Source organism: Bradyrhizobium sp. CCBAU 51765, assembly GCF_015291725.1.
GTDB classification, from domain to species: Bacteria; Pseudomonadota; Alphaproteobacteria; order Rhizobiales; family Xanthobacteraceae; genus Bradyrhizobium; species Bradyrhizobium liaoningense.
In genome coordinates, this window is the sequence record NZ_CP030038.1 from 7,917,911 (window position 1) to 7,936,423 (window position 18,513).

General features: G+C 64.3%; 22 protein-coding genes, 1 tRNA gene and 1 pseudogene. 6 read left to right on the forward strand and 18 right to left on the reverse strand.

The window, feature by feature from the left end:
• Positions 1–22 precede the first annotated feature (22 nt).
• Both XH96_RS36670 and XH96_RS36675 read left to right on the forward strand, forming a co-directional pair.
• Positions 23–607: an RNA polymerase sigma factor gene (locus XH96_RS36670; RefSeq protein WP_194390135.1), complete on the forward strand. Its 585-nt coding sequence runs from the start codon at positions 23–25 to the stop codon at positions 605–607.
• A gap of 15 nt (positions 608–622) precedes the next feature.
• Entirely contained in the window at positions 623–925 is a 303-nt protein-coding gene (locus XH96_RS36675; protein WP_194390136.1) for a hypothetical protein, read from the forward strand.
• 26 nt (positions 926–951) lie between these two features.
• Here the strand turns inward: XH96_RS36675 and XH96_RS36680 are convergent, their stop codons facing one another.
• A complete protein-coding gene (locus XH96_RS36680) occupies positions 952–1,353 on the reverse strand; it encodes a DUF2177 family protein (RefSeq protein WP_124159430.1) in 402 nt (133 codons plus the stop codon).
• A gap of 129 nt (positions 1,354–1,482) precedes the next feature.
• On the reverse strand, positions 1,483–2,286 hold the full coding sequence (locus XH96_RS36685) for a DUF1295 domain-containing protein (protein ID WP_194390137.1): 804 nt from the start codon (positions 2,284–2,286) through the stop codon (positions 1,483–1,485).
• 173 nt (positions 2,287–2,459) lie between these two features.
• On the opposite strand from XH96_RS36685, the gene XH96_RS36690 reads away from it, so the two are divergent.
• From XH96_RS36690 to XH96_RS36700, 3 genes are read left to right on the forward strand one after another with little or no spacing between them, the layout of a single operon-like run.
• Positions 2,460–3,773, forward strand: a complete 1,314-nt coding sequence (locus XH96_RS36690; protein WP_194394399.1) for an NAD(P)/FAD-dependent oxidoreductase — start codon at positions 2,460–2,462, stop codon at positions 3,771–3,773.
• 4 nt (positions 3,774–3,777) lie between these two features.
• Positions 3,778–4,566, forward strand: a complete 789-nt coding sequence (locus XH96_RS36695; RefSeq protein WP_194390138.1) for a DUF1365 domain-containing protein — start codon at positions 3,778–3,780, stop codon at positions 4,564–4,566.
• 3 nt (positions 4,567–4,569) lie between these two features.
• Entirely contained in the window at positions 4,570–5,787 is a 1,218-nt protein-coding gene (locus tag XH96_RS36700; RefSeq protein WP_124159433.1) for a cyclopropane-fatty-acyl-phospholipid synthase family protein, read from the forward strand.
• A 172-nt stretch (positions 5,788–5,959) separates the two neighbouring features.
• On the opposite strand, the gene XH96_RS36705 is transcribed toward XH96_RS36700, so the two are convergent.
• From XH96_RS36705 to XH96_RS36755, 11 genes are all read right to left on the reverse strand, one after another.
• The gene (locus tag XH96_RS36705; RefSeq protein ID WP_194390139.1) at positions 5,960–6,739 is read right to left on the reverse strand and encodes a DUF2182 domain-containing protein; all 780 of its coding nucleotides are present in this window, start codon (positions 6,737–6,739) and stop codon (positions 5,960–5,962) included.
• A gap of 60 nt (positions 6,740–6,799) precedes the next feature.
• Positions 6,800–7,432 (reverse strand): DUF1326 domain-containing protein, encoded by a 633-nt coding sequence (locus tag XH96_RS36710; RefSeq protein WP_194390140.1) that lies wholly within the window; start codon positions 7,430–7,432, stop codon positions 6,800–6,802.
• A gap of 241 nt (positions 7,433–7,673) precedes the next feature.
• Positions 7,674–7,749, reverse strand: a tRNA-Phe gene (locus tag XH96_RS36715).
• A gap of 175 nt (positions 7,750–7,924) precedes the next feature.
• Positions 7,925–8,107 carry a DNA gyrase inhibitor YacG gene (gene yacG, locus XH96_RS36720; RefSeq protein ID WP_194390141.1) on the reverse strand — a complete coding sequence of 61 codons (183 nt, stop codon included), beginning with the start codon at positions 8,105–8,107 and terminating at the stop codon, positions 7,925–7,927.
• A gap of 145 nt (positions 8,108–8,252) precedes the next feature.
• On the reverse strand, positions 8,253–8,882 hold the full coding sequence (locus XH96_RS36725) for a Maf-like protein (RefSeq protein WP_194390142.1): 630 nt from the start codon (positions 8,880–8,882) through the stop codon (positions 8,253–8,255).
• Positions 8,883–9,114: 232 nt separating this feature from the next.
• On the reverse strand, positions 9,115–9,582 hold the full coding sequence (locus XH96_RS36730) for a low molecular weight phosphatase family protein (RefSeq protein ID WP_194390143.1): 468 nt from the start codon (positions 9,580–9,582) through the stop codon (positions 9,115–9,117).
• A 6-nt stretch (positions 9,583–9,588) separates the two neighbouring features.
• A complete protein-coding gene (locus tag XH96_RS36735; protein ID WP_194390144.1) occupies positions 9,589–10,086 on the reverse strand; it encodes a UPF0262 family protein in 498 nt (165 codons plus the stop codon).
• Positions 10,083–11,378 carry a histidinol dehydrogenase gene (gene hisD, locus XH96_RS36740; RefSeq protein WP_194390145.1) on the reverse strand — a complete coding sequence of 432 codons (1,296 nt, stop codon included), beginning with the start codon at positions 11,376–11,378 and terminating at the stop codon, positions 10,083–10,085. The genes XH96_RS36735 and hisD overlap by 4 nt, the downstream gene beginning before the upstream one ends.
• A 147-nt stretch (positions 11,379–11,525) precedes the next feature.
• The gene (locus XH96_RS36745; RefSeq protein WP_028176540.1) at positions 11,526–11,969 is read right to left on the reverse strand and encodes a DUF2948 family protein; all 444 of its coding nucleotides are present in this window, start codon (positions 11,967–11,969) and stop codon (positions 11,526–11,528) included.
• An 82-nt stretch (positions 11,970–12,051) separates the two neighbouring features.
• Positions 12,052–12,711, reverse strand: a complete 660-nt coding sequence (locus XH96_RS36750) for an epimerase (protein ID WP_194390146.1) — start codon at positions 12,709–12,711, stop codon at positions 12,052–12,054.
• A gap of 26 nt (positions 12,712–12,737) precedes the next feature.
• Complete coding sequence (locus XH96_RS36755; protein WP_194390147.1) at positions 12,738–13,676, reverse strand: SDR family oxidoreductase; 939 nt, start codon at positions 13,674–13,676, stop codon at positions 12,738–12,740.
• 127 nt (positions 13,677–13,803) lie between these two features.
• On the opposite strand from XH96_RS36755, the pseudogene XH96_RS40010 reads away from it, so the two are divergent.
• A pseudogene (locus XH96_RS40010) lies at positions 13,804–13,967 on the forward strand (TetR family transcriptional regulator); the annotation flags it as partial.
• 350 nt (positions 13,968–14,317) lie between these two features.
• On the opposite strand, the gene XH96_RS36765 reads toward XH96_RS40010, so the two are convergent.
• From XH96_RS36765 to XH96_RS36785, 5 genes are all read right to left on the reverse strand, one after another.
• Positions 14,318–15,142: an alpha/beta fold hydrolase gene (locus tag XH96_RS36765; RefSeq protein WP_194390148.1), complete on the reverse strand. Its 825-nt coding sequence runs from the start codon at positions 15,140–15,142 to the stop codon at positions 14,318–14,320.
• Positions 15,143–15,307: 165 nt separating this feature from the next.
• On the reverse strand, positions 15,308–15,817 hold the full coding sequence (locus tag XH96_RS36770) for a hypothetical protein (protein WP_194390149.1): 510 nt from the start codon (positions 15,815–15,817) through the stop codon (positions 15,308–15,310).
• Positions 15,818–16,008: 191 nt separating this feature from the next.
• Positions 16,009–16,317: an EthD family reductase gene (locus XH96_RS36775; RefSeq protein ID WP_194390150.1), complete on the reverse strand. Its 309-nt coding sequence runs from the start codon at positions 16,315–16,317 to the stop codon at positions 16,009–16,011.
• Positions 16,318–16,534: 217 nt separating this feature from the next.
• Positions 16,535–18,241 carry an FAD-dependent oxidoreductase gene (locus XH96_RS36780; RefSeq protein ID WP_194390151.1) on the reverse strand — a complete coding sequence of 569 codons (1,707 nt, stop codon included), beginning with the start codon at positions 18,239–18,241 and terminating at the stop codon, positions 16,535–16,537.
• A gap of 39 nt (positions 18,242–18,280) precedes the next feature.
• Complete coding sequence (locus tag XH96_RS36785; protein ID WP_194390152.1) at positions 18,281–18,469, reverse strand: hypothetical protein; 189 nt, start codon at positions 18,467–18,469, stop codon at positions 18,281–18,283.
• Between the last annotated feature and the right edge of the window lie 44 nt (positions 18,470–18,513).

Sequence of the window (18,513 nt, forward strand, 5' to 3'; positions counted from 1 at the left end):
CAAACGCAAGGGAGACACGGACATGGCCGGTTCAAGCCTGGCGAGTCAGGTGCCGAGCGAGAGGCTGCCTGAGCTATTGGCGCGCGTTTCCGCAGGCGAGACACGTGCCTTCGCAGAGCTCCATACGCTGACACGAGATCGGCTGCGCAGGATAGCGCTGGCCGTTGGAGCCTCGCCTCACGACGTCGACGATATCCTCCAGGAAACCTTTCTGAAGATCTGGCGCAACGCTGACCGGTTCGATGCCGGACGCGCCCCGGCGATGGCCTGGATGTCCGCGGTTGTCCGGAATGCCGCAATTGATCATCACCGAGCCAGAAGGCAGCCAACCTACGAACTGGACGAAGCGCTTTTGGTTCCGGCAGGAGCCGGCCCGTCTTCGATCGAGGATTTCGACTACGCCAGTGCCGAACCGATTGCGCGCGGAGCATTGGCTCGTTTACCGGAAGATCGCCGCAGGCTGTTGGCTCTCGCTTATCTCGAAGGCGAGAGCCGCGCCAGCCTGTCACGGCGCTTCGGTGTGCCGGTCGGGACCATCAAGACCTGGCTACATCGAACCATTCTGGCGGTGCGCAAGGATTGCATTGCGGCATCGGCGGCGGCCTGAAGCCGGAGACCACGCATGACCGCAGAGATCATCGCGTTTCCCAAGCAAGAGTGCGGGGACCGGCTCGTCTCTTCGATCGCACGGCTCGAAGCGCTGTCGATCGATGTCGAACGTGTCGGAGCCGACGATCCCGGAGCCTGCCTCGATCAGCTGCTTGCCGCCATGGAGCGCATGAGCGATCAACTCGTCGACCTCGCGAGCCTCTTGCTCGACGAAGATACGAAGCTGCAGGCTCAAAGCGCATTCCGATCCTTGTCCGGCAGGATCGCGGAAACCAGGGAGACGTTCGACCTGATCGGACGGCGAAGAGATATCTAACTCAGCCTGGCACGCTTGTTCTCGGCTCAGTGTACCAGTTTTCGAGCGACGATGAATCCGATCCAGGCACTGACACCGGCGAGAAACGATCCCCAGCAAACGTCCGCAAGTGTCAGCCCGGTCGACCAATTCCGAAGGGTCGCCTGATTGGTGAGATCATAGGTCGCATAGCTGAAGCAGCCGAGCATCAGGCCGGACGTGAAAGCGCGTAGCGCACTCCCGTCTTGCTGCGCGGGCAGCACCGCGAACCAGATCAAACCGATGGGATACAGCAAGTAAAATGCTGCAGCGGCCGCCAGATTGGGCTCGCCGCGCAACATGTCGCCCAGCACCGGCCGGTAAAGCCGTTCGACCATGATCTTGAGCCAGACCATGTCGATTGCAACGAAGGTCAAGGCCACCGAAAGATAGGTGAAGAGAAGATTCATGTCCGCGTTCCCGTCCGATTGCATCTGCCCGGCTTGTCGAACCCGGCACCGGATTAACGACCGGCGAGCCACGCCGGATCATATCCGCACACACGCGCCCGCTTGCGTGCAGTCAACAACCACCGGCCATCAATGTGCGTGTTTCGGCGGCCACGGGAAGAATGCACTGGTACGTGCCTGATACTCCCGATAGCGGTCGCCGCGCGATTGCAGCATCTGCTCCTCGAGCGGGGGTATCCCCGTCACATGCACGAGTATCCAGTACATGATCGCCGGCGCCGCCAGGCTGGCCCACCCCCAGGCGTATCCGGGCGAGAGCGCGATGACGGGGTAAGCCAGCCACCCCAGCCATTCGAAGAAATAGTTTGGATGACGCGACCATCGCCAAAGTCCGACATCGCAGACGAGACTGGCATTGGACGAGGAGAGCTTGAACCGGCGCAATTGCTGGTCCGCCAATGCTTCACCAGCGACAGCCACCAGAATGATGACGACTCCGGCATAGTCCTGCGGCCGCAATCCAGGCTCGGGGGCGTGGGCTGCGAGGAAGATGGCGAACGGCAGCGGCACCGAGACCAGCGCCTGCGATTGCAGGAACAGGAACATCCGGCGAGGGGCCGCCGCCCCCCACTGCCGCGCATAGTTCGCGTAGCGCGGATCGTCGATGCCCGCCGCGGCGCGGCGCGCAATGTGCGTTCCAAGTCGCACCGACCAAAGCAACGCGAGCCCTGCGACGAGCACTCGGCGTGACGGCGTGCCAGCGTCGAGGGGCCACAGGGCGGCGACCGCGCCGACGAGGCCGGTCGCGTAGGACCAGATCGCATCGACCCATCCGGAGTTTCCCGTGCGCTGCTGAACGACCCAGGCCAGTCCCATCAAGAGGCAAAGGGCCAGCGCAATGCCGACTATGGCCTGAACATGCACAAAAACCATGCGTCACCAGAATTAACCTCTCCTCGATACGTCCGCTGCACGAGCCGGTTTCGCGTTCGGCCGCGGGTCGGCCGATGATCCGCAGGGTGATCCGCGCCATCTCGCCGAACGTTTCCTTGCACAGCGACCGTTTCAAGTACCGTAGTGACGGTATCCAGTGGGGGCGACAGAGGATGCGTTTGGCCGTGATCGGGACGGGAATTGCCGGCAATGCCGCCGCGTGGCTCCTGTCGAAACGCCATGCGGTGACGGTGTACGAGCGCGAGCTGCGCCCGGGCGGACATAGCCACACCGTTCGCGTCGACTACGATGGCGAGGCCGTTGACGTCGATGTCGGCTTCATCGTGTTCAACGAGGCGAATTATCCGCAATTGACGGCACTGTTCGAGCGGCTGGGCGCGAGGACCGTCGAGACGTGCATGAGCTTCGCCATGTCCGCCGATCATGGCCGGTTCGAATGGCGGGGTGGCGGCGAGACCTTTCTGCAGACTGTTTGCGGCCTGTTTGCACAACCGCGCAACCTCTCATCGCCATCCTATCTTCGCATGCTGGCTGAGGTCCTGCGATTCAACAGGCAGAGCGCGGCGGACTTGCGCGCCGGCCGGCTGCACAACCTGACGCTGGGCGAGTATATGCGCAAGGAATCGTTCGGGCCTCGCTTATTCTCCGATTATCTCGGACCGATGGGGGCGGCCATCTGGTCGTCCTCGTCGGCCGACATTCTGTCCTTTCCTGCGGAAAACTTTGTCGCCTTCTTCGACAACCACCGGCTGCTGCACCTGGACCGGCCGCGCTGGCGTACCGTAGAGGGTGGCAGCCGGCGCTATGTCGACAAGCTCACCGCTATGTTCAAGGACAACATTCGGCTAGGCTGCGCCGTGACGTCGGTCAACAGAGCGGAGCATGGCGTGACGGTCCGCGACAGTCATGGCGGTGTGGAGACTTACGACGGCGTTGTGATGGCCTGCCACAGCGATCAGACCTTGGCGGCGCTGCCGGATGCCGACGCCCAGGAGCGGTCCATTCTCGGCGCGATCAGGTATGCCCCGAACACCGTCTATCTGCACCGTGATCGCAATCTCATGCCCAAGCGCCGCCAGGCATGGGCATCCTGGAACTTCCTGCAATGGCCACGACAAACACCCGTCCAGAGCGACGTCGCGGTGACCTATTGGATGAACCGACTGCAGGGCATAGACGAAAGCAGGCCATTGTTCGTCAGTCTCAACCCGCCCTTCGAGCCGGCGGCCCATCTGACGTTTGGAAAATTCAGCTTCGCCCATCCGCAATACGACCTGGCAGCGTTCGCGGCACAGCGACGGCTCCCGGCAATTCAGGGGCGCCGCCGGACGTGGTTCTGCGGCGCCTGGACCGGCTACGGCTTTCACGAGGATGGCTTACAGTCAGGCATCTCCGTTGCCGAGGCGCTCGGCGGCGAAGTTCCATGGCGTCAGTCGGCCCCCTTGCTGGTCCAAGCAGCCGAGTAGCACGATGGTCCGAACGAACCCGGCGAGAGCGGAGAATGCGATAGCGCCCGCCGCGCTCTACTGCGGAAAAGTGATGCACGCGCGATGGCGGCCCGTGCAGCACAGGTTCAGCTATCGCGTGATGAGCCTGCTGATCGATCTCGACCGGTTGAACGAAGCAGACCGTCAGTCCAGGCTGTTTGGCGTCAATCGAGCAGCACTCTTCAGCTTCCACGAGCGCGATCACGGTGAAGGCAAGGGCCCGTGCCTCGGCCGGTACGTCCGAGGACTGGCAGCGGAGCGCGGCATCGATCTCTCTGGAGGCCGCATTCTCCTTCTCTGTTATCCCCGGGTTCTGGGCTACGCGTTCAACCCGCTTTCAGTCTATTTCTGCTATGGCGCGTCCGGCGATCTCGAGCTGACGATCTACGAGGTCCGCAACACCTTCGGAGAGATGCATTCCTACATCCTGCCCGTGCAAGATGCGCGACCAGGCTGTACAATACGACAAAGCCAGGCGAAGGAGTTTTACGTTTCACCTTTCATGGAGATGGAGACGCATTACCGCTTCAGCATTTCTCCGCCCGAGCAAGATGTGAAGGTCAGAATCCTGCAGGCAAGCGAGCAGGGCGCGATGTTTGCGGCAGCGTTCCGCGGACGGCGCCACCCTCTGACCAGCCCCTCGCTATTGGCGACGCTGTTCGGTCTGCCCTTCCTGACTTTCAAGGTGATCGCAGCCATCCACTGGGAAGCGATGCGGCTTTGGCTGAAAGGTGCTCCGTACGTGCGCCGTTTGAAACAACGCGAGATTTGAACCATGGACCTCGCAGCCACGCGTCAGGCCGCTCAATTCGATGGTGTCCCATTCCTTGCCCGACTGGCACTGCGCCTTGCATCGCAGATCAGGTACGGCACGGTTCATGTGCGCCTTCCCGACCAGAGAACCGTCGCGTTGCGCGGTCGGCTTCCGGGTCCGTCGGCCACGATAGAACTCAACAATTACCGGTTCGCGCGCAGCCTCGTCATGGGTGGCGACATCGGCATGGCCGAGGCTTACATTCGAGGCGATTGGACCACGCCCGATCTCACCCAGCTTCTCTACGTGTTCTGTCTCAACGAAGAGCTGGTCGACAGTGCCTTTGCCGGGAACATGCTGGTCCGGTTCTGCCGGCGGGTGCTTCATCGACTGCGCCGGAACACAAGACAGGGGTCGAGGCACAACATCCATTCGCATTACGATCTCGGAAACGAGTTCTTCGCTGCGTGGCTCGATTCGAGCATGACCTACTCGTCGGCTCTGTTCCCGGCCGAGACAGCCGACCTGCCCGCTGCTCAACATCACAAATACGAACAACTGGCGAAAGCCATCGAATTGCAGCCCGGTCAGAGCGTGCTCGAGATCGGGTGCGGTTGGGGCGGCTTTGCCGAGTTTGCCGCGAAGACTTACGGCGCGAGCGTGGTGGCCCTGACCATCAGCAAGGAGCAGCACGAATTTGCCCGTCGACGAATCCACGAAGCCGGGCTCGCCGAAAAGGTCCAGGTCCGGTTGCAGGATTATCGCGACCAGGAAGGTCATTTCGACCGCATCGTCTCAATCGAGATGATCGAGGCCGTCGGCGAGCAATTCTGGCCAGCCTACTTCAATCAGCTGAACCGGCGGCTCAAGCCGGGCGGTCTAGCAGGCATCCAGGCCATCACTGTCCGCGACGAGCTCTTTGACAGCTATCGGCAGCGCGTGGACTTCATCCAGAGGTACATCTTTCCGGGAGGGATGCTCCCCTCGACGAACATCCTGCGCTCGCTCGGCGAACGCTTCGAGGTGCCTGTCATTCGCGAGCGCGTGTTTGGACAGGACTATGCGAAGACGATCGCACTCTGGCGCGAGAACTTCGGCAGGGCATGGAGCGACCTGACCTCGCTCGGGTTCGACGAGCCCTTCCGCCGGCTGTGGGAATATTATCTGTGCTACTGCGAGGCGGGGTTCAGGGCCGGAAAGATCGACGTGGGGCAGTTGATATTTGCCCGTCAAAGCTGATGCGTTTCAGGGCGCGGCGACGCCCTTCTGCAAGGGTGCAGTATCTTGGAGCATGATCCAGAGAAAGTGCGCAGCAATTTTCCGAAAGGATCATCCTCAAACAAGCATCCAGAGCGCGACGACGATACATCCCCGTCTCATCGCGCTTCAGCAGCGCTCGCGGTATCGGGCCTCACACCGCGCGCGCAATAACGATCGCCCCGGACAGGATGAGGATCGCACCTGCCGCATAGCTCAATCTTCGGCCGAACGGCAGCAGCTTCTCGCCGGCGACATAGAGCATGAGGCCGATGATCCAGACCAGGTTCATCACGCCGCCGACAAACAGCAAGGCCATCAGAAACCAACAGCAGCCGACGCAGTAGCTGCCGTGGCGCAGCCCCATGCGGAATGCCCCGTGCGTGCCGGGCCGCCAATGCCGGCTGAGAAACAACAGCGGGCTCTCGCAGTACCGCAGGCAGGCGCGCTTGAGCGGCGTGAACTGGTAAAGCCCCGCGGCTAGCAAGATGCCGCCGCCCAGAACCGCGCTGGTGCTTGCCATCGCCATCGACAGGAGGCCAAGGCGTTCAAGTGCCCATTGTGCCAGGACGGCAGCGAGACTGAACCCAGCCCATGTCACGAGGTACCCGGCGAGAAAGATCCAGGCATCGATTGCCGCGCGGGAGGCAGTCTCGTCCTTGTGCCTGATCGTCGCATACAAGAGGACCGTGGGCCCCGCGCTCGGCGCCATCATCGCGATCATCATCACCCACCACATCGCAAACAGCAGCACGGCAGAGCGCAGCGTCCACGGCATCGGGGCCATGTCCGGCATCTCGGCCATCATGTCGGTGTCCATGCCGGCGCCGCCCGCGAGATAGGCCCAGGCGAGCGCCGCCACGGCGGCGGTCCCGATCGCGACGATCAAGCGATCGCGGTGGAGCAGATGTTCCAGTATCGCACGTCCGTGCATCGACTTGTCCGTAGCGATGAGGAGCTGACACCGAGATCTTGTGCCGGTGTCAGCGCCGCATCATGCCGCAACGCCGTCAGGCGTCTGCACGACATTGGCGAGCGAGCTGTGCGTACCGCGGGTCTCGAACGGGATCGCGCCGGTGGAGCGGATGTTGGCGGATGCGACCTCGGCCGCCCGATGTTCGAACCCCTCGGGCATGACCACCTGGATGCGGTGCGGATCACCGGTCACCGGATTCTTGATCGGCTCAACATCGGTCTCAAGCACGCCCCTGGCGACGAGACTTGCGACGCGTCCGTCCTTGTCGAAGGAAAACTCGAACGGCGCGAACACCGGATCGTGGATCTTGGTAACGATCATGCTGACGATGTGGAAAAGCGTGCCTTCGGCCGAATGCTTGCCGGAGAAGATATCGAACAACGCCTGACGTTGCTCCGCCGTGGCGCGTTCGTCGATGATGGGCTGGATTGTCCCGTTGCCCTCATGCAGCGGGCCAGGGAAATCGACCGTGATCGCAAAGCAGAGACCATCGAGCCTGGTCCCTTCGAAATGTCCCTTGGCGATCCGCATGGCGACCAATCCCTTGCAATAGCCTTGGGTCGGCCGCGCATTGAAATCGCAGGGACAGCCAAACGCGCAGGTGCAGTTCTTCATCCATTCCCCTTCGAGACGCCAGTCCGATGCAGCCATGGCACATCTCCCAATGTGAGCGGGGACGCGGCAGCCGTTGACGAATTTGTTCAGCGTTGTTGTCGAGGCAATGCGAAAGGGCGCGAGCGGGATCGAGGTCCGATCAGAAGGCCGGCATCGCAGAAGAGTTGGTGGCGAGCTGCCGTTTACCGTCCAAGGATCATATCAGCGGCCGCGGGCCACGTATAGCGAACGAGGGTCGTGGCTCGGGGGAAGCCACATCTCGGGGATGTCAGGGAAATGGTGCCCAGGGGCGGAATCGAACCACCGACACTGCGATTTTCAGTCGCATGCTCTACCAACTGAGCTACCTGGGCGTGCTCCAAGAGAGGGGCCAAAGCCCATCGAGCGGGCGGTTTATAGTGGGCTCGGGGCGGCCTGTCCACCCGGCTTCGCCAAGAGGCTTCGCCGGGCGCGGCCCGGCTGTGCACAAGGTGGGGTGGCCCGGTTGCGACTGGCCGATTTGGTCTGCAAGCGATTGGAATTATTCGTCTATTCTACGTCGTCGACGTCGTCATCACGGCCGGGGATGACATAGGAGCCCTTCAGCCAGCGGTTCAGATCGACGTCGCGGCAGCGGGACGAGCAAAACGGGCGGGTCTTTTCCGACTGCGGCTTGCCGCAAATCGGGCAGGCCTTCCGCGGGCCGGCGGGCTTTTCGACTTGGTCATTCATGAGGTCGGCAGCTTACACGAGGTGAACGGCTTCAAGCGCCTGTCGACAAACGGGTTCCCGGGGCGGCGGCGCAGGGAGCCGTGGCGGCCCCCTCTACTGTGCATGGGGTTGTTTTCGCGGTTTTGTTCGGGCCGCCGCCTTCGGCTCACACGGTGGTGGTGTTGAGCCAGCCGAAGCGGATCGGAAAACCTTCGCCGCCGAGCAGCGTCGTGGTCTCGTACAGCGGCAGGCCGACGACGTTGGTGTAGGAGCCCACCATCTTCACCACGAAGGAGCCGGCGATGCCCTGCACGGCGTAGCCGCCGGCTTTGCCGCGCCATTCGCCTGAACCGATATAGGCCTGGATGTCCTCCTCCGACAGACGCTTGAAGCGCACGCGGGTCTCGACCAGGCGCTGGCGGAACGCCTCGCGCGGCGTGACGAGGCAGATCGCGGTGTAGACGCGGTGGTTGCGGCCCGACAGCAGCCGCAGGCATTGCGCGGCTTCATCGACCAGATTGGCCTTGGGCAGGATGCGCCGACCGACCGCCACCACAGTGTCCGCGGCGAGGATGAAGGCGCCGCGCAGCTCGTCGTCCAGCTGCACCGATTTCAGCGCCGCATCGGCCTTGGCCCGGGCGAGGCGGTTGGCGCAGGCACGCGGCAGCTCGCCCCGCTTCGGCGTCTCGTCGACATCGGCCGGCCGGAGCGCGTCGGGCTCGATGCCGGCCTGGTTGAGCAGCGACAGGCGGCGCGGCGAGCCGGAGGCAAGTACGAATTTGGGGCGGCCGAGCATCAGGTGATTTGCGGGATGAAGCAGAGGGGTGAATTGCGCGCGGAACCTATCGGAAGGGGGCTGATTTCACAACCCGGGAACCGGGGGTTTGGTGATTCGAGGTGTCCGACATGCCTGTGCCTGCGCTCTGTGACGCGGGTGTTACGGAAGGCCCCGGACCCGGCGCGGCATGAGACGGGCCCTCGGCTCCGCAGCGCATCGTTGCACGCTGCGCTGCGCGGGGGGCACGAGATCACCCTGAGGCCGCGCCCGACTTGGCGAAGCGCCGGCGGATACGCATCAAGAGCTGATCGCAGACCTCGCGATAGGCGGCGAGCTTCTGGTCGCGGCTGCCTTCGATGGTGGTGGGATCCTGCGTCGGCCAGTACTCGACCTCGGCCGCGAGTGTCCGCGTCAGCTCCAGCGCCTTGTGATGCGCCTCGGGCGAGAGCGTGATGATGAGGTCAAAATTCAGCCCCTCCCAGTCCTCCAGCTCCTCGAAGGTCTGCGGCTTGTGAGCCGAGATGTCCTGGCCGAGCTCGGCCATCACGGACACTGCGAACGGATCGAGCTCACCCTTCCTGGTGCCGGCCGACTTCACATAGAGGCCCTGCGGAAACATGTGCAGCAACAGGCTCTCGGCCATCGGCGAGCGCACGCTGTTCATTGCGCAGGCGAACAGCACCGATTGCGGATCGCGTGCGCGTGGGGGCGCAGCCATCCGCGTTTAGCCTTTCCAATGAAGGACAGTAATGAGCGTAAACAGGCGGCGCGAGGTCTCGAAGTCGACCCGCACCTTGCCCTTCAGTCGCTCCTGGAGCGTGCGCGATCCCTCGTCATGAATGCCGCGGCGGCCCATGTCGATGGCCTCGATCTTGTCGGGGGTCGCGGTGCGGATCGCCTGGTAGTAGCTGTCGCAGATCATGAAATAGTCCTTCACGATCCGCCGGAACGGCGTCAGCGACAACAGATGCGCGACGACAGGCGAGCCGTCCTCGCGGCGGATGTCGAACATCAATCGGTTGCCGGTGATGCCGATATGCAGCGTGAACGGGCCCTTGCCCTCCGCGCCCTCGGGCGCGAACAGATTCTGTTCGATCAGATCATAGATCGCGATCGCCCGCTCATGCTCGATGTCGGGCCCGGAACGGCCGATCGAGTCCTCGTCGAGCGTGACCGCGACGATGCGATTGGTTGAGTCGTCCTGTTCGGGCGGCTTTGTCATGACAGATTGAGGCGCAATCCAATCGAACGCGAATGGGCATCCAGCCCCTCCGCCTTGCCCAGCGTCATCGCGGCCGGACCCAGCGCACGCAATTGATCGGGTCCGCATTTCAGGATCGAGGTGCGCTTGATGAAGTCGTGCACCGAGAGCCCGGAGGAAAATCGCGCCGAGCGCGCCGTCGGCAGCACGTGATTGGAGCCGCCGACATAATCGCCGATCGCCTCGGGCGTATGGGGTCCCAGGAACACCGCGCCGGCGTTACGGATCTTTTCGGCGAGCGCCTCCGGATCGGTGGTCATGATCTCGAGATGCTCGGCAGCGATGGCATCGGCGAGCGGGATCGCCTCGGCAAGGTTCTTCACCATGATGATGGCGCCGAAATCGGCCCAGGAGCTGCCTGCAATCGCCGCGCGCGGCAGCGTCTTCAACTGCGCCTCGACCGCCTTTTCGACGTCGGCGGCAAGGCGTGCCGAGTCCGTGATCAGGATCGACTGCGCGCTGGCATCGTGCTCGGCCTGCGCCAGCAGGTCGGCGGCGATCCAGTCGGCATTGCCGGTGTCGTCGGCAATCACCAGCACCTCCGAGGGACCGGCGATCATGTCGATACCGACCTTGCCGAACACCAGCCGCTTGGCGGCGGCGACATAGGCGTTGCCGGGGCCGACGATCTTTGCGACCGGCGCGATCGTCGCGGTGCCGTGCGCGAGCGCGGCGACGGCCTGCGCGCCGCCGACACGGTAGATCTCGGTGACGCCGCCGAGATGCGCGGCCGCCAGCACCAGCGGATTGAGCTTGCCGTCCGGCGAAGGCACCACCATCACGAGGCGCGAAACGCCGGCGACTTTCGCGGGCACCGCGTTCATCAGCACCGAGGACGGATACGCCGCGGTGCCGCCGGGCACGTAGAGGCCGGCGGATTCGATCGCGGTGTAGCGCCAGCCGAGCTCGACGCCGAGCGGGTCGGTGAAGCGCTCGTCCTTTGGAAGCTGACGGCGGTGATAGGTCTCGATGCGGTCCCGCGCGAGCTTGAGCGCATCCAGCGTCGCGCCATCGCAGGCCTTCTCAGCGGCCTCGATCTCGGCAGCGGAGACGCGCAAGGAGGATGCATCCAGCGTGAGCCGGTCGAACTTGGCCGTGGCTTCGAGCAGGGCGGCATCGCCACGCCTGGCCACGTCGTCGACGATCGCGCGCGCGGCGGCCTCGACATCGGCCGAAGCCTCGCGCTTGGCGGCGAGGAAGGCGGCGAATCGCTGGTCAAAATCGGCGCTGCTGCGGTCGAGGCGAACGGGCATGTTTCGCTTGGCTTCTGGCTGGTATTTTGGGGGCGGATCGGCGCACCGGGTCCCCTGCTCAATGGCGCGGCGGGGAAGCTGCGTCAACCCTCGGCAGATGCCGTTCCGGCGAGGGCCTCAGCCCATTCGACTGGTATACCGGCCACTTCACCCCTCCCCCTCGATCCCCGTTCCCAGTGCGTCGTCCCCGAGGTCGGTCAGTTCGCATTCCAGGCACTCGACATCGAGGCGGATGGCGCCGCCCTGGGCGAACAGAAGCAGGGCGCTGCCGCCGGGCTCCTCATGGCGCCCGTCCTGGGAGTGAAATTCAATGCCGACGAGGTCCAGCACCTTGTCCGGCGCGGCGAGATCGATGTTGCGCGACTTGCAGGCGAGCACACGGTCGAAACGGAGCGCGGCGACCAGCCGGCGCGGTTCGGCTTCGCCCTCCAATGTCTGCTCCCAGTCCAGCCGGCTCATTCCGACCACGAGCCGCTTCTCGCCCTGCCGCCAGATGATGTCGGAGGTCTGGACTCGGGCGTCCTGGACATGGGTCGAGATCACGGCGAGGTCGTCGGCGTCGAGCGCGATCAGTTTGAGCTGGGGCGACATTTCCGACGCTTCTCCATTGGAGGGGTATGGGCTCAACGCGTGAGGGTCCCTAAATTTCCGCGCAAACTAACCGGCCGGCAGGTCAGAGGCTATTGATATCCTCCATCTCAAGCACCCTGCGCGGATACCCCTCCCGGGCCACGCGGATCATGGCGCGGCCGATCTGCTCGGTCGAGGTCACGAGCCGCGGCGAGATCCGGCGCAGCACCGACCAGAGCGGCCCGCTCACGGCATAGACAGCCTGCACCCAGGGGGTCTTGGACCGGGCGCCGTGCAGGGGCTGGATCGCGCCGGGCCGGAACATGTAGGCGGCTTTGAACGGCAGCTTGAGCAGGTCGTTCTCGGTCTTGCCCTTGACCCGCGCCCACATCCGCGAGCCCTGCTCGGTGGAATCGGTGCCGGCGCCGGTGACATAGGTGAAGACCATCTGGGGATTGAGCCGCGCCAGCGTCGTCGCGGCCGCGAGCGTGAGATCATGGGTGAGGTGGCGGTAGCGCTCCTCGCTCATGCCGATTGAGGAGACGCCGAGGCAGAAGAAGCAGGCGTCGTATCCGGTGAGCTGGGCTTCGATCGCTGAATAATTCAGAAAATCCTCGTGGATGATCTCGATGAGCTTGGCCTCGCGCACGCCTGTCGGGCTGCGCCCGACCACGAGCACGCGGTCGATATCGGGATCAATCAGGCATTCGCGCAAAACGCCCTGCCCCACCATGCCGGTCGCGCCGAAGATGATGACCTTCATCGGAATGTCTCCAGCGGCCTCGCGACTCATGCGGCGGCCGCGATCTCGTCGAAGGATACGCCTGTCAGTGCTGCCGAGGCATCCCACAGCATGGCCGCGGCAGCGAGGTCCTTCGCCTGCGGCATGATGCTCGCCGGCCCGGGTGGTCCCTTCAACTCGTAGAACCCGTTTGGACCGTAATAGCTGCCGGGCTCGGCGTCCGGAGAGGTCGCCGCAAACAGCGTGGGCAGCGCGCCTTCGGCTGCGGACTGGCTGATCAACGGCCGTAACAGTCGGTCAAGCCGCCCCTGGACCGTGTCGGTGCCCGGCCCGTTGGCGAGGAGGTCGGTCCGCGCGTAGCCGGGATGGGCGGCAACGCTCGTCAGGCCCCAGCCGGCGGCAAGGCTGCGACGCTGCAGCTCCAGCGCAAACATCAGCATCGCCAGCTTGGATTGGCGGTAGGCGCGCCAGGGACGATAGGAACGCCTGCTGTGCAGATCGTCGAAATTGATCGCACCGGAGCGGTGGGCAAGGCTCGAGAGATTGACGATGCGGGGCGCCTTGGCACGGCGAAGCTGCGGCAACAGCCGCGCCGTCAGGGCGTAGTGACCGAGATAGTTGGTGCCGAGCTGCATCTCGAAACCATCCTCCGTCTGCTGCCGCTTCGGCAGTGCCATCACGCCGGCATTGTTGACGAGGAGATCGAGCCGTTCGTTGTCGGCGGCAAAGCGCCCGACGAAATTGGCGATGGAGGCAAGGCTTGCGAGGTCGAGATGCTCATAGGCGATCAGGGCGTCGGGAAACCGCTCGCAAATGCCTTCGATCGCCCGCAGGCCCTTTGCGTCATTGCGTCCGGTGAGTATGACGACGGCACCGGCGCCCGCGAGCGCCATCGCCGTCTCGTAACCGAGGCCGCCCGTCGCTCCCGTCACGACGACGGTCTTGCCGCTGAGTGAGGGAATGCCTGCCGTGGTCCAGTCGGTCATGCCATGTCTCCGCGGCTTTCAGGGATGGAAGAGGCCCGCGACCGGTCTAAATGTGCACTGAGTGCAAGTTTGCAAGAGGTGAAACGATTTGAAGGCTTCGAAGCTCGCCGGCAAAGGCGTCAAGTCATTGTCCGCAGGGGAGAAATCTCCGTCCGCAACCGGCCTGCGCCAGCGCAAGCGGCGGTGACCCGCGAGCGGCCGAGCCGCGCGGCGATGACCCTGTTCCTGGAGCGCGGCTTCGAGGCCACCACCGTCGACATCGCGGCGGCAGCGGACGTGTCGCGGCGCGCACGCACCAAGCCGGACCGACATAAAGCGCGGCTCGTCGCCATGATCACCACCGACGCCATGCGCGTCGGCGACGAGAGCTGGGTGAGATGGCAAACCCTGCCCTGGAGGGGGAGGGTCGGCTCACATGGAGCGCAGCGAAATGTGAGACCCTCCCCCGCAAGGCAGGGCCATCGCATGTGCACATTTTGCAGAGGTCGTCATCCCGGGCTTGTCCCGGGCATCCACGTTCTTGTGCTGCGTGGAAACGCGTGGATGGTTGGGAAAAGCCCGGCCATGACGCTGTCGAAGCAGTCGGTGCCTCACACCTCACATGCGATGGCACTGCCCCGCAAGGGGAGGGTAGGAGTCACTCACTCCCTGAAGAACGCCAGCAGGTCGGCGTTGATGGTCTCAGCGTGCGTGGTCGGCATGCCGTGCGGAAAGCCCTTGTAGGTCTTCAGGATGCCCTTCTTGAGCAGCTTGGCCGAGAGCGGCGCGGAGTCGGCGTAAGGCACGATCTGGTCGTCGTCGCCGTGCATCACCAGCACCGGCACGTTGATCTTCTTGAGATCCTCGGTGAAGTCGGTCTGCGAGAACGCGACGATGCCATCGTAATGGGCCTTGGCGCCGCCCATCATGCCCTGGCGCCACCAATTCTGGATCACCGCTTCCGACGGCTGTGCGCCGGGGCGGTTGTAGCCGTAGAACGGGCCGGCGGGGAGGTCGCGATAGAATTGCGTGCGGCTGGCGGCGAGCTGCTTCTGGAGATCGTCGAACACGCTCTTCGGCAGGCCGCCGGGATTGGCCGCGGTCTGCACCATCAGCGGCGGCACGGCAGAGAGAATCGCGGCTTTCGCCACCCGGCTCTCGCCGTGGCGCGCGATGTAGTGCACGACCTCGCCGCCGCCGGTGGAATGGCCGACATGGATGGCGTTCTTGAGGTCGAGATGGGCGGTGAGCGCGGCGAGATCGTCGGCATAGTGATCCATGTCGTGGCCGTCGGCGACCTGCGCCGAGCGGCCGTGGCCGCGGCGGTCATGGGCGATGACGCGGTAGCCGCGCGTCACGAAGTACAGCATCTGCGCATCCCAGTCGTCCGACGACAGCGGCCAGCCGTGGCTGAACACGATCGGCTGGCCGGCGCCCCAATCCTTGTAGAATATCTCGACGCCGTCTTTGGTGGTGATGGTGGGCATGGTGGGGGCTCCTGTAGTGAGAGAGTCATTTCCGGGGCACGCGACGCGTGAACCCGGAATCTGGAGATCGTTAAATCGAGATTCTCAGGTGCGCGATTGCGCACCAGAGCTCATCGTTGCGCGACGCCCCGGAATGACGCGTGAATGCGTCGCGCGTGCGAACGGTCAGGCGAGCGCCATCGGTCTGAACCGGCGCCAGGCGCCGATGGTCAGCACCACGAAGAACACCAGAACGATGCCCTGCACCACGGCGAACACCGGACCGGACGGCGGCGCCGGCGGCACGGCCGGTGCGAGCGCGGCAAGCGCCGGCACCTTCAGGAACGACTGGATGACCAGCACGAAGACGTTGAAATAGAGCGAGATCATCGCGGTCACGATATAGACCGGGCGCCAGACTCCGGCGAGCTTCATGCCGTACAGCGCGACGCAGGCGATCGCGAGCAGCACTAGCGAGATGATGCCGATGATATGCGAGGGCAGCAGCTCCTTGAACGGAAACAGGAAGCCGGTGGCGCTGGTGAGGATCGTGGTCAGCAGGAAGATCGCGGTGAGGCCCGGCATCGGCTTCGAGCCGAGCAGGCCGAACATCACGACGAGGCCGGCGACGATGGCGATCAGGCTGATGATGACATGGATCAGCGTAAGGGCGGGCAGACTCAACCCAAGGACCATGACATCTCTCCTATTCTCCGCATTGAGATGTTGAGAGTAGTATTACGGTCCTCATGGGATTGCCACCTGCGTTGTCGTCAGATGCAGAGGCGCGGCCATGCGTTATCGTGCGAATCGACAAACGCGTGGCCGATTTTTTCGCGTCGCCGTCACGGCGGACGACCATTTCCGACGAAAGTCGAATCGATCCTTCACACTTCCTTGGTGTCGAAGATCAAGAGGTCGGCACCGCCGCTGGCGAACTTGGGCACGTCGGCGCCGGTTGCCTTGCCTTCGGGGTTGGCGAATGCCGCCTGAATGTCGGCCACGCTGTCGAAGGTGAGAATGGCGACGAGATGGATCCCGGAAGGACCTGCGGGAGATGCGACCGGCCCCTTGCTGACAGCGTATTTCTTCAGCCCGGGAAGTTTCTTGGCGAGCGGGATGTGCGTCTCGGCATAGTACTTGTCGAAGGCGGCAGCGTCCTTGGGTGTCTTGTACAGCACGACGATTTCAGCCATTTGGTCCTCCCTTGAAAAATTTGTTGTGTTTGGATCCTCATGGTGAGGAGCGTGCGAAGCACGCGTCTCGAACCATGAAAGGCCCGGGTCGTCGTTCCGGGCCTTCATCCTTCGAGACGCGCGCTCAGGCGCGCTCCTCAGGATGAGGGGATAGTCTGCAGGATGTGGCGCAATGGCAAGTCCCATTTGACTTGCCATTCGCTTGTCTTCTCCTTGCCTAAAGCGCCGGTTTTGCGACGTCGCCGAGATAGCCGTGCAGGGAGGCGACGACCTGCGCGCCCTCGCCGATGGCGCCGCCGACGCGCTTGACCGAGCCGGAGCGGACGTCGCCGACGGCGTAGACGCCGGGCACGGAGGTTTCCAGCGGCGCCACCAGCTTGCCCTGGTTCTGTTCGGACTGCGCACCTGTCACGACGAAGCCGCCGCGATCGAGCGTCACGCCGCAGCCATCGAGCCAGGAGGTGGCTGGATCGGCGCCGACGAACAGGAAGAGATTACGGATGTCGGCAGAATCCTCGTCGTCCGACAACCGGCTCTTCCAGCGAATGCGCCGCAGCAGCGCGGCCTCGTCGCCCTCGAGCGCGGTAATCTCGGTGTTGAACATCAATTCGATGTTCGGCGTCGCTTCGATGCGCTCGATGAGATAGCGCGACATGCTGGCGCCGAGGCCGCCGCCGCGGATGATCATCAGCACGCGCTTCGCATGCCCCGACAGGAACACGGCCGCCTGCCCTGCCGAATTGCCGGCACCGACCAGCGCGACTTCCTCGCCGGCGCAGAGCCGCGCCTCGACCGGCGAAGCCCAGTACCAGACGCCGCGTCCCTCGAACTTGTCGAGGCTGGCGATGTCAGGCCGCCGATAGCGCGCGCCGCTCGCGACCACCACTGCGCGCGAGCGCAGGGGATCGCAGCCGTCGAGCGCCACCGAGAACGCGCCGTCCTTGCGCGTGCAGTCGAGCGACCTCACCGTCACCGGAATCATGATGTCGGCGCCGAATTTCTGCGCCTGGGTGAAGGCGCGCGCGGTCAGGGCCTGGCCCGAGATGCCGGTCGGAAAGCCCAGATAGTTCTCGATCCGCGCGCTGGCGCCGGCCTGGCCGCCGAAGGCGCGGGTATCCAGCACCGCGACCGACAGCCCTTCGGACGCGGCATACACGGCGGTGGCGAGCCCTGCGGGTCCGCAGCCGACGACCGCAACGTCGTAGATGCGGTCACCCTTCGCGCCGCCGATCATGCCGATGGCGCGCGCGAGCTCGGTCTCGTTCGGATTGCGCAGCACCGCGCCATCGGCAGTGACGACCAGCGGCCAGTCTTCGGGCTTCGGCAAATAGCGCGCGATCAGTTCAGCCGCATCGCGATCGCGATCGGGGTCGAGCAGATGATGCGGCTGGCCGTTGCGGGTGAGGAACCCCTGCAACCGCACCACGCCGGCGGAGTTCGACGGTCCGATCAGCACGGGGCCGCCGGCGCCGTCCTGGATCAGGTTGACCCGGCGCAGGATCAGCGCCCGCATGATGCGCTCGCCGAGCTCGGCCTCGGCGACCAGCAGCGCGCGCAGCCGGTCCGGTGGCAGCAGCAGCGTCTCGACATCGCCCTTGGCGCGGCCGTCGACCAGCGCAGGCCGGCCGGAGAGCTGGCTGAGTTCGGCCAGGAATTGCCCCGGCCCCTGGTCGATCACCGGGGTGACGTGACCGAGACCGTCGCGCTGGGTGATCGCGACAAGGCCCTTCAGCAGGACGAACATGCCGGGGCCGGGCTTGCCGGTCTCGAACAGCAACTCGCCATCCACGAAGGTGCGGATTTCGCCGAAGTGCCTGATCCGTTCGATCTCGGCCGGCGTCAGCGCCGGAAAGGTCTGCTCGGGGCGAATGAAGCGCGACAGCTGCGCGTCACGGTCGGTTCGTTGCGGTTCGTCCTGCCCCATGGCCACCTCATGCACTCCAAAAATTCCAGCCGCCCGCCTTCAATTACCGGTCTTGCCAGCGGCCCCCTCATCTAGGGAACCATCGTCGTTCTGCGAGGGGTCGGTGCTTGCGGCGCGTTCGCGCGCCTGCATCTTCCGCCGCTTCAGATTCTCGCGCAGCGCCGATTTCAGGCGGTCGTCCCGGGACGCCCGCGCCTGGCTCGCGCTCTTGTCGTTCTGGTCGGTCATCAAAGGTCCATTCACGGAAATCCGGCACAGGATGCCATCGAAGT

Coding starts and splice junctions, on each gene's coding strand:
- XH96_RS36670 (WP_194390135.1), top strand. CDS start 23: ATGGCCGGTTCAAGCCTGGCGAGTCAGGTGCCGAGCGAGAGGCTGCCT.
- XH96_RS36675 (WP_194390136.1), top strand. CDS start 623: ATGACCGCAGAGATCATCGCGTTTCCCAAGCAAGAGTGCGGGGACCGG.
- XH96_RS36680 (WP_124159430.1), bottom strand. CDS start 1,353: ATGAATCTTCTCTTCACCTATCTTTCGGTGGCCTTGACCTTCGTTGCA.
- XH96_RS36685 (WP_194390137.1), bottom strand. CDS start 2,286: ATGGTTTTTGTGCATGTTCAGGCCATAGTCGGCATTGCGCTGGCCCTT.
- XH96_RS36690 (WP_194394399.1), top strand. CDS start 2,460: ATGCGTTTGGCCGTGATCGGGACGGGAATTGCCGGCAATGCCGCCGCG.
- XH96_RS36695 (WP_194390138.1), top strand. CDS start 3,778: ATGGTCCGAACGAACCCGGCGAGAGCGGAGAATGCGATAGCGCCCGCC.
- XH96_RS36700 (WP_124159433.1), top strand. CDS start 4,570: ATGGACCTCGCAGCCACGCGTCAGGCCGCTCAATTCGATGGTGTCCCA.
- XH96_RS36705 (WP_194390139.1), bottom strand. CDS start 6,739: ATGCACGGACGTGCGATACTGGAACATCTGCTCCACCGCGATCGCTTG.
- XH96_RS36710 (WP_194390140.1), bottom strand. CDS start 7,432: ATGGCTGCATCGGACTGGCGTCTCGAAGGGGAATGGATGAAGAACTGC.
- yacG (WP_194390141.1), bottom strand. CDS start 8,107: ATGAATGACCAAGTCGAAAAGCCCGCCGGCCCGCGGAAGGCCTGCCCG.
- XH96_RS36725 (WP_194390142.1), bottom strand. CDS start 8,882: ATGCTCGGCCGCCCCAAATTCGTACTTGCCTCCGGCTCGCCGCGCCGC.
- XH96_RS36730 (WP_194390143.1), bottom strand. CDS start 9,582: ATGGCTGCGCCCCCACGCGCACGCGATCCGCAATCGGTGCTGTTCGCC.
- XH96_RS36735 (WP_194390144.1), bottom strand. CDS start 10,086: ATGACAAAGCCGCCCGAACAGGACGACTCAACCAATCGCATCGTCGCG.
- hisD (WP_194390145.1), bottom strand. CDS start 11,378: ATGCCCGTTCGCCTCGACCGCAGCAGCGCCGATTTTGACCAGCGATTC.
- XH96_RS36745 (WP_028176540.1), bottom strand. CDS start 11,969: ATGTCGCCCCAGCTCAAACTGATCGCGCTCGACGCCGACGACCTCGCC.
- XH96_RS36750 (WP_194390146.1), bottom strand. CDS start 12,711: ATGAAGGTCATCATCTTCGGCGCGACCGGCATGGTGGGGCAGGGCGTT.
- XH96_RS36755 (WP_194390147.1), bottom strand. CDS start 13,676: ATGACCGACTGGACCACGGCAGGCATTCCCTCACTCAGCGGCAAGACC.
- XH96_RS36765 (WP_194390148.1), bottom strand. CDS start 15,142: ATGCCCACCATCACCACCAAAGACGGCGTCGAGATATTCTACAAGGAT.
- XH96_RS36770 (WP_194390149.1), bottom strand. CDS start 15,817: ATGGTCCTTGGGTTGAGTCTGCCCGCCCTTACGCTGATCCATGTCATC.
- XH96_RS36775 (WP_194390150.1), bottom strand. CDS start 16,317: ATGGCTGAAATCGTCGTGCTGTACAAGACACCCAAGGACGCTGCCGCC.
- XH96_RS36780 (WP_194390151.1), bottom strand. CDS start 18,241: ATGGGGCAGGACGAACCGCAACGAACCGACCGTGACGCGCAGCTGTCG.
- XH96_RS36785 (WP_194390152.1), bottom strand. CDS start 18,469: ATGACCGACCAGAACGACAAGAGCGCGAGCCAGGCGCGGGCGTCCCGG.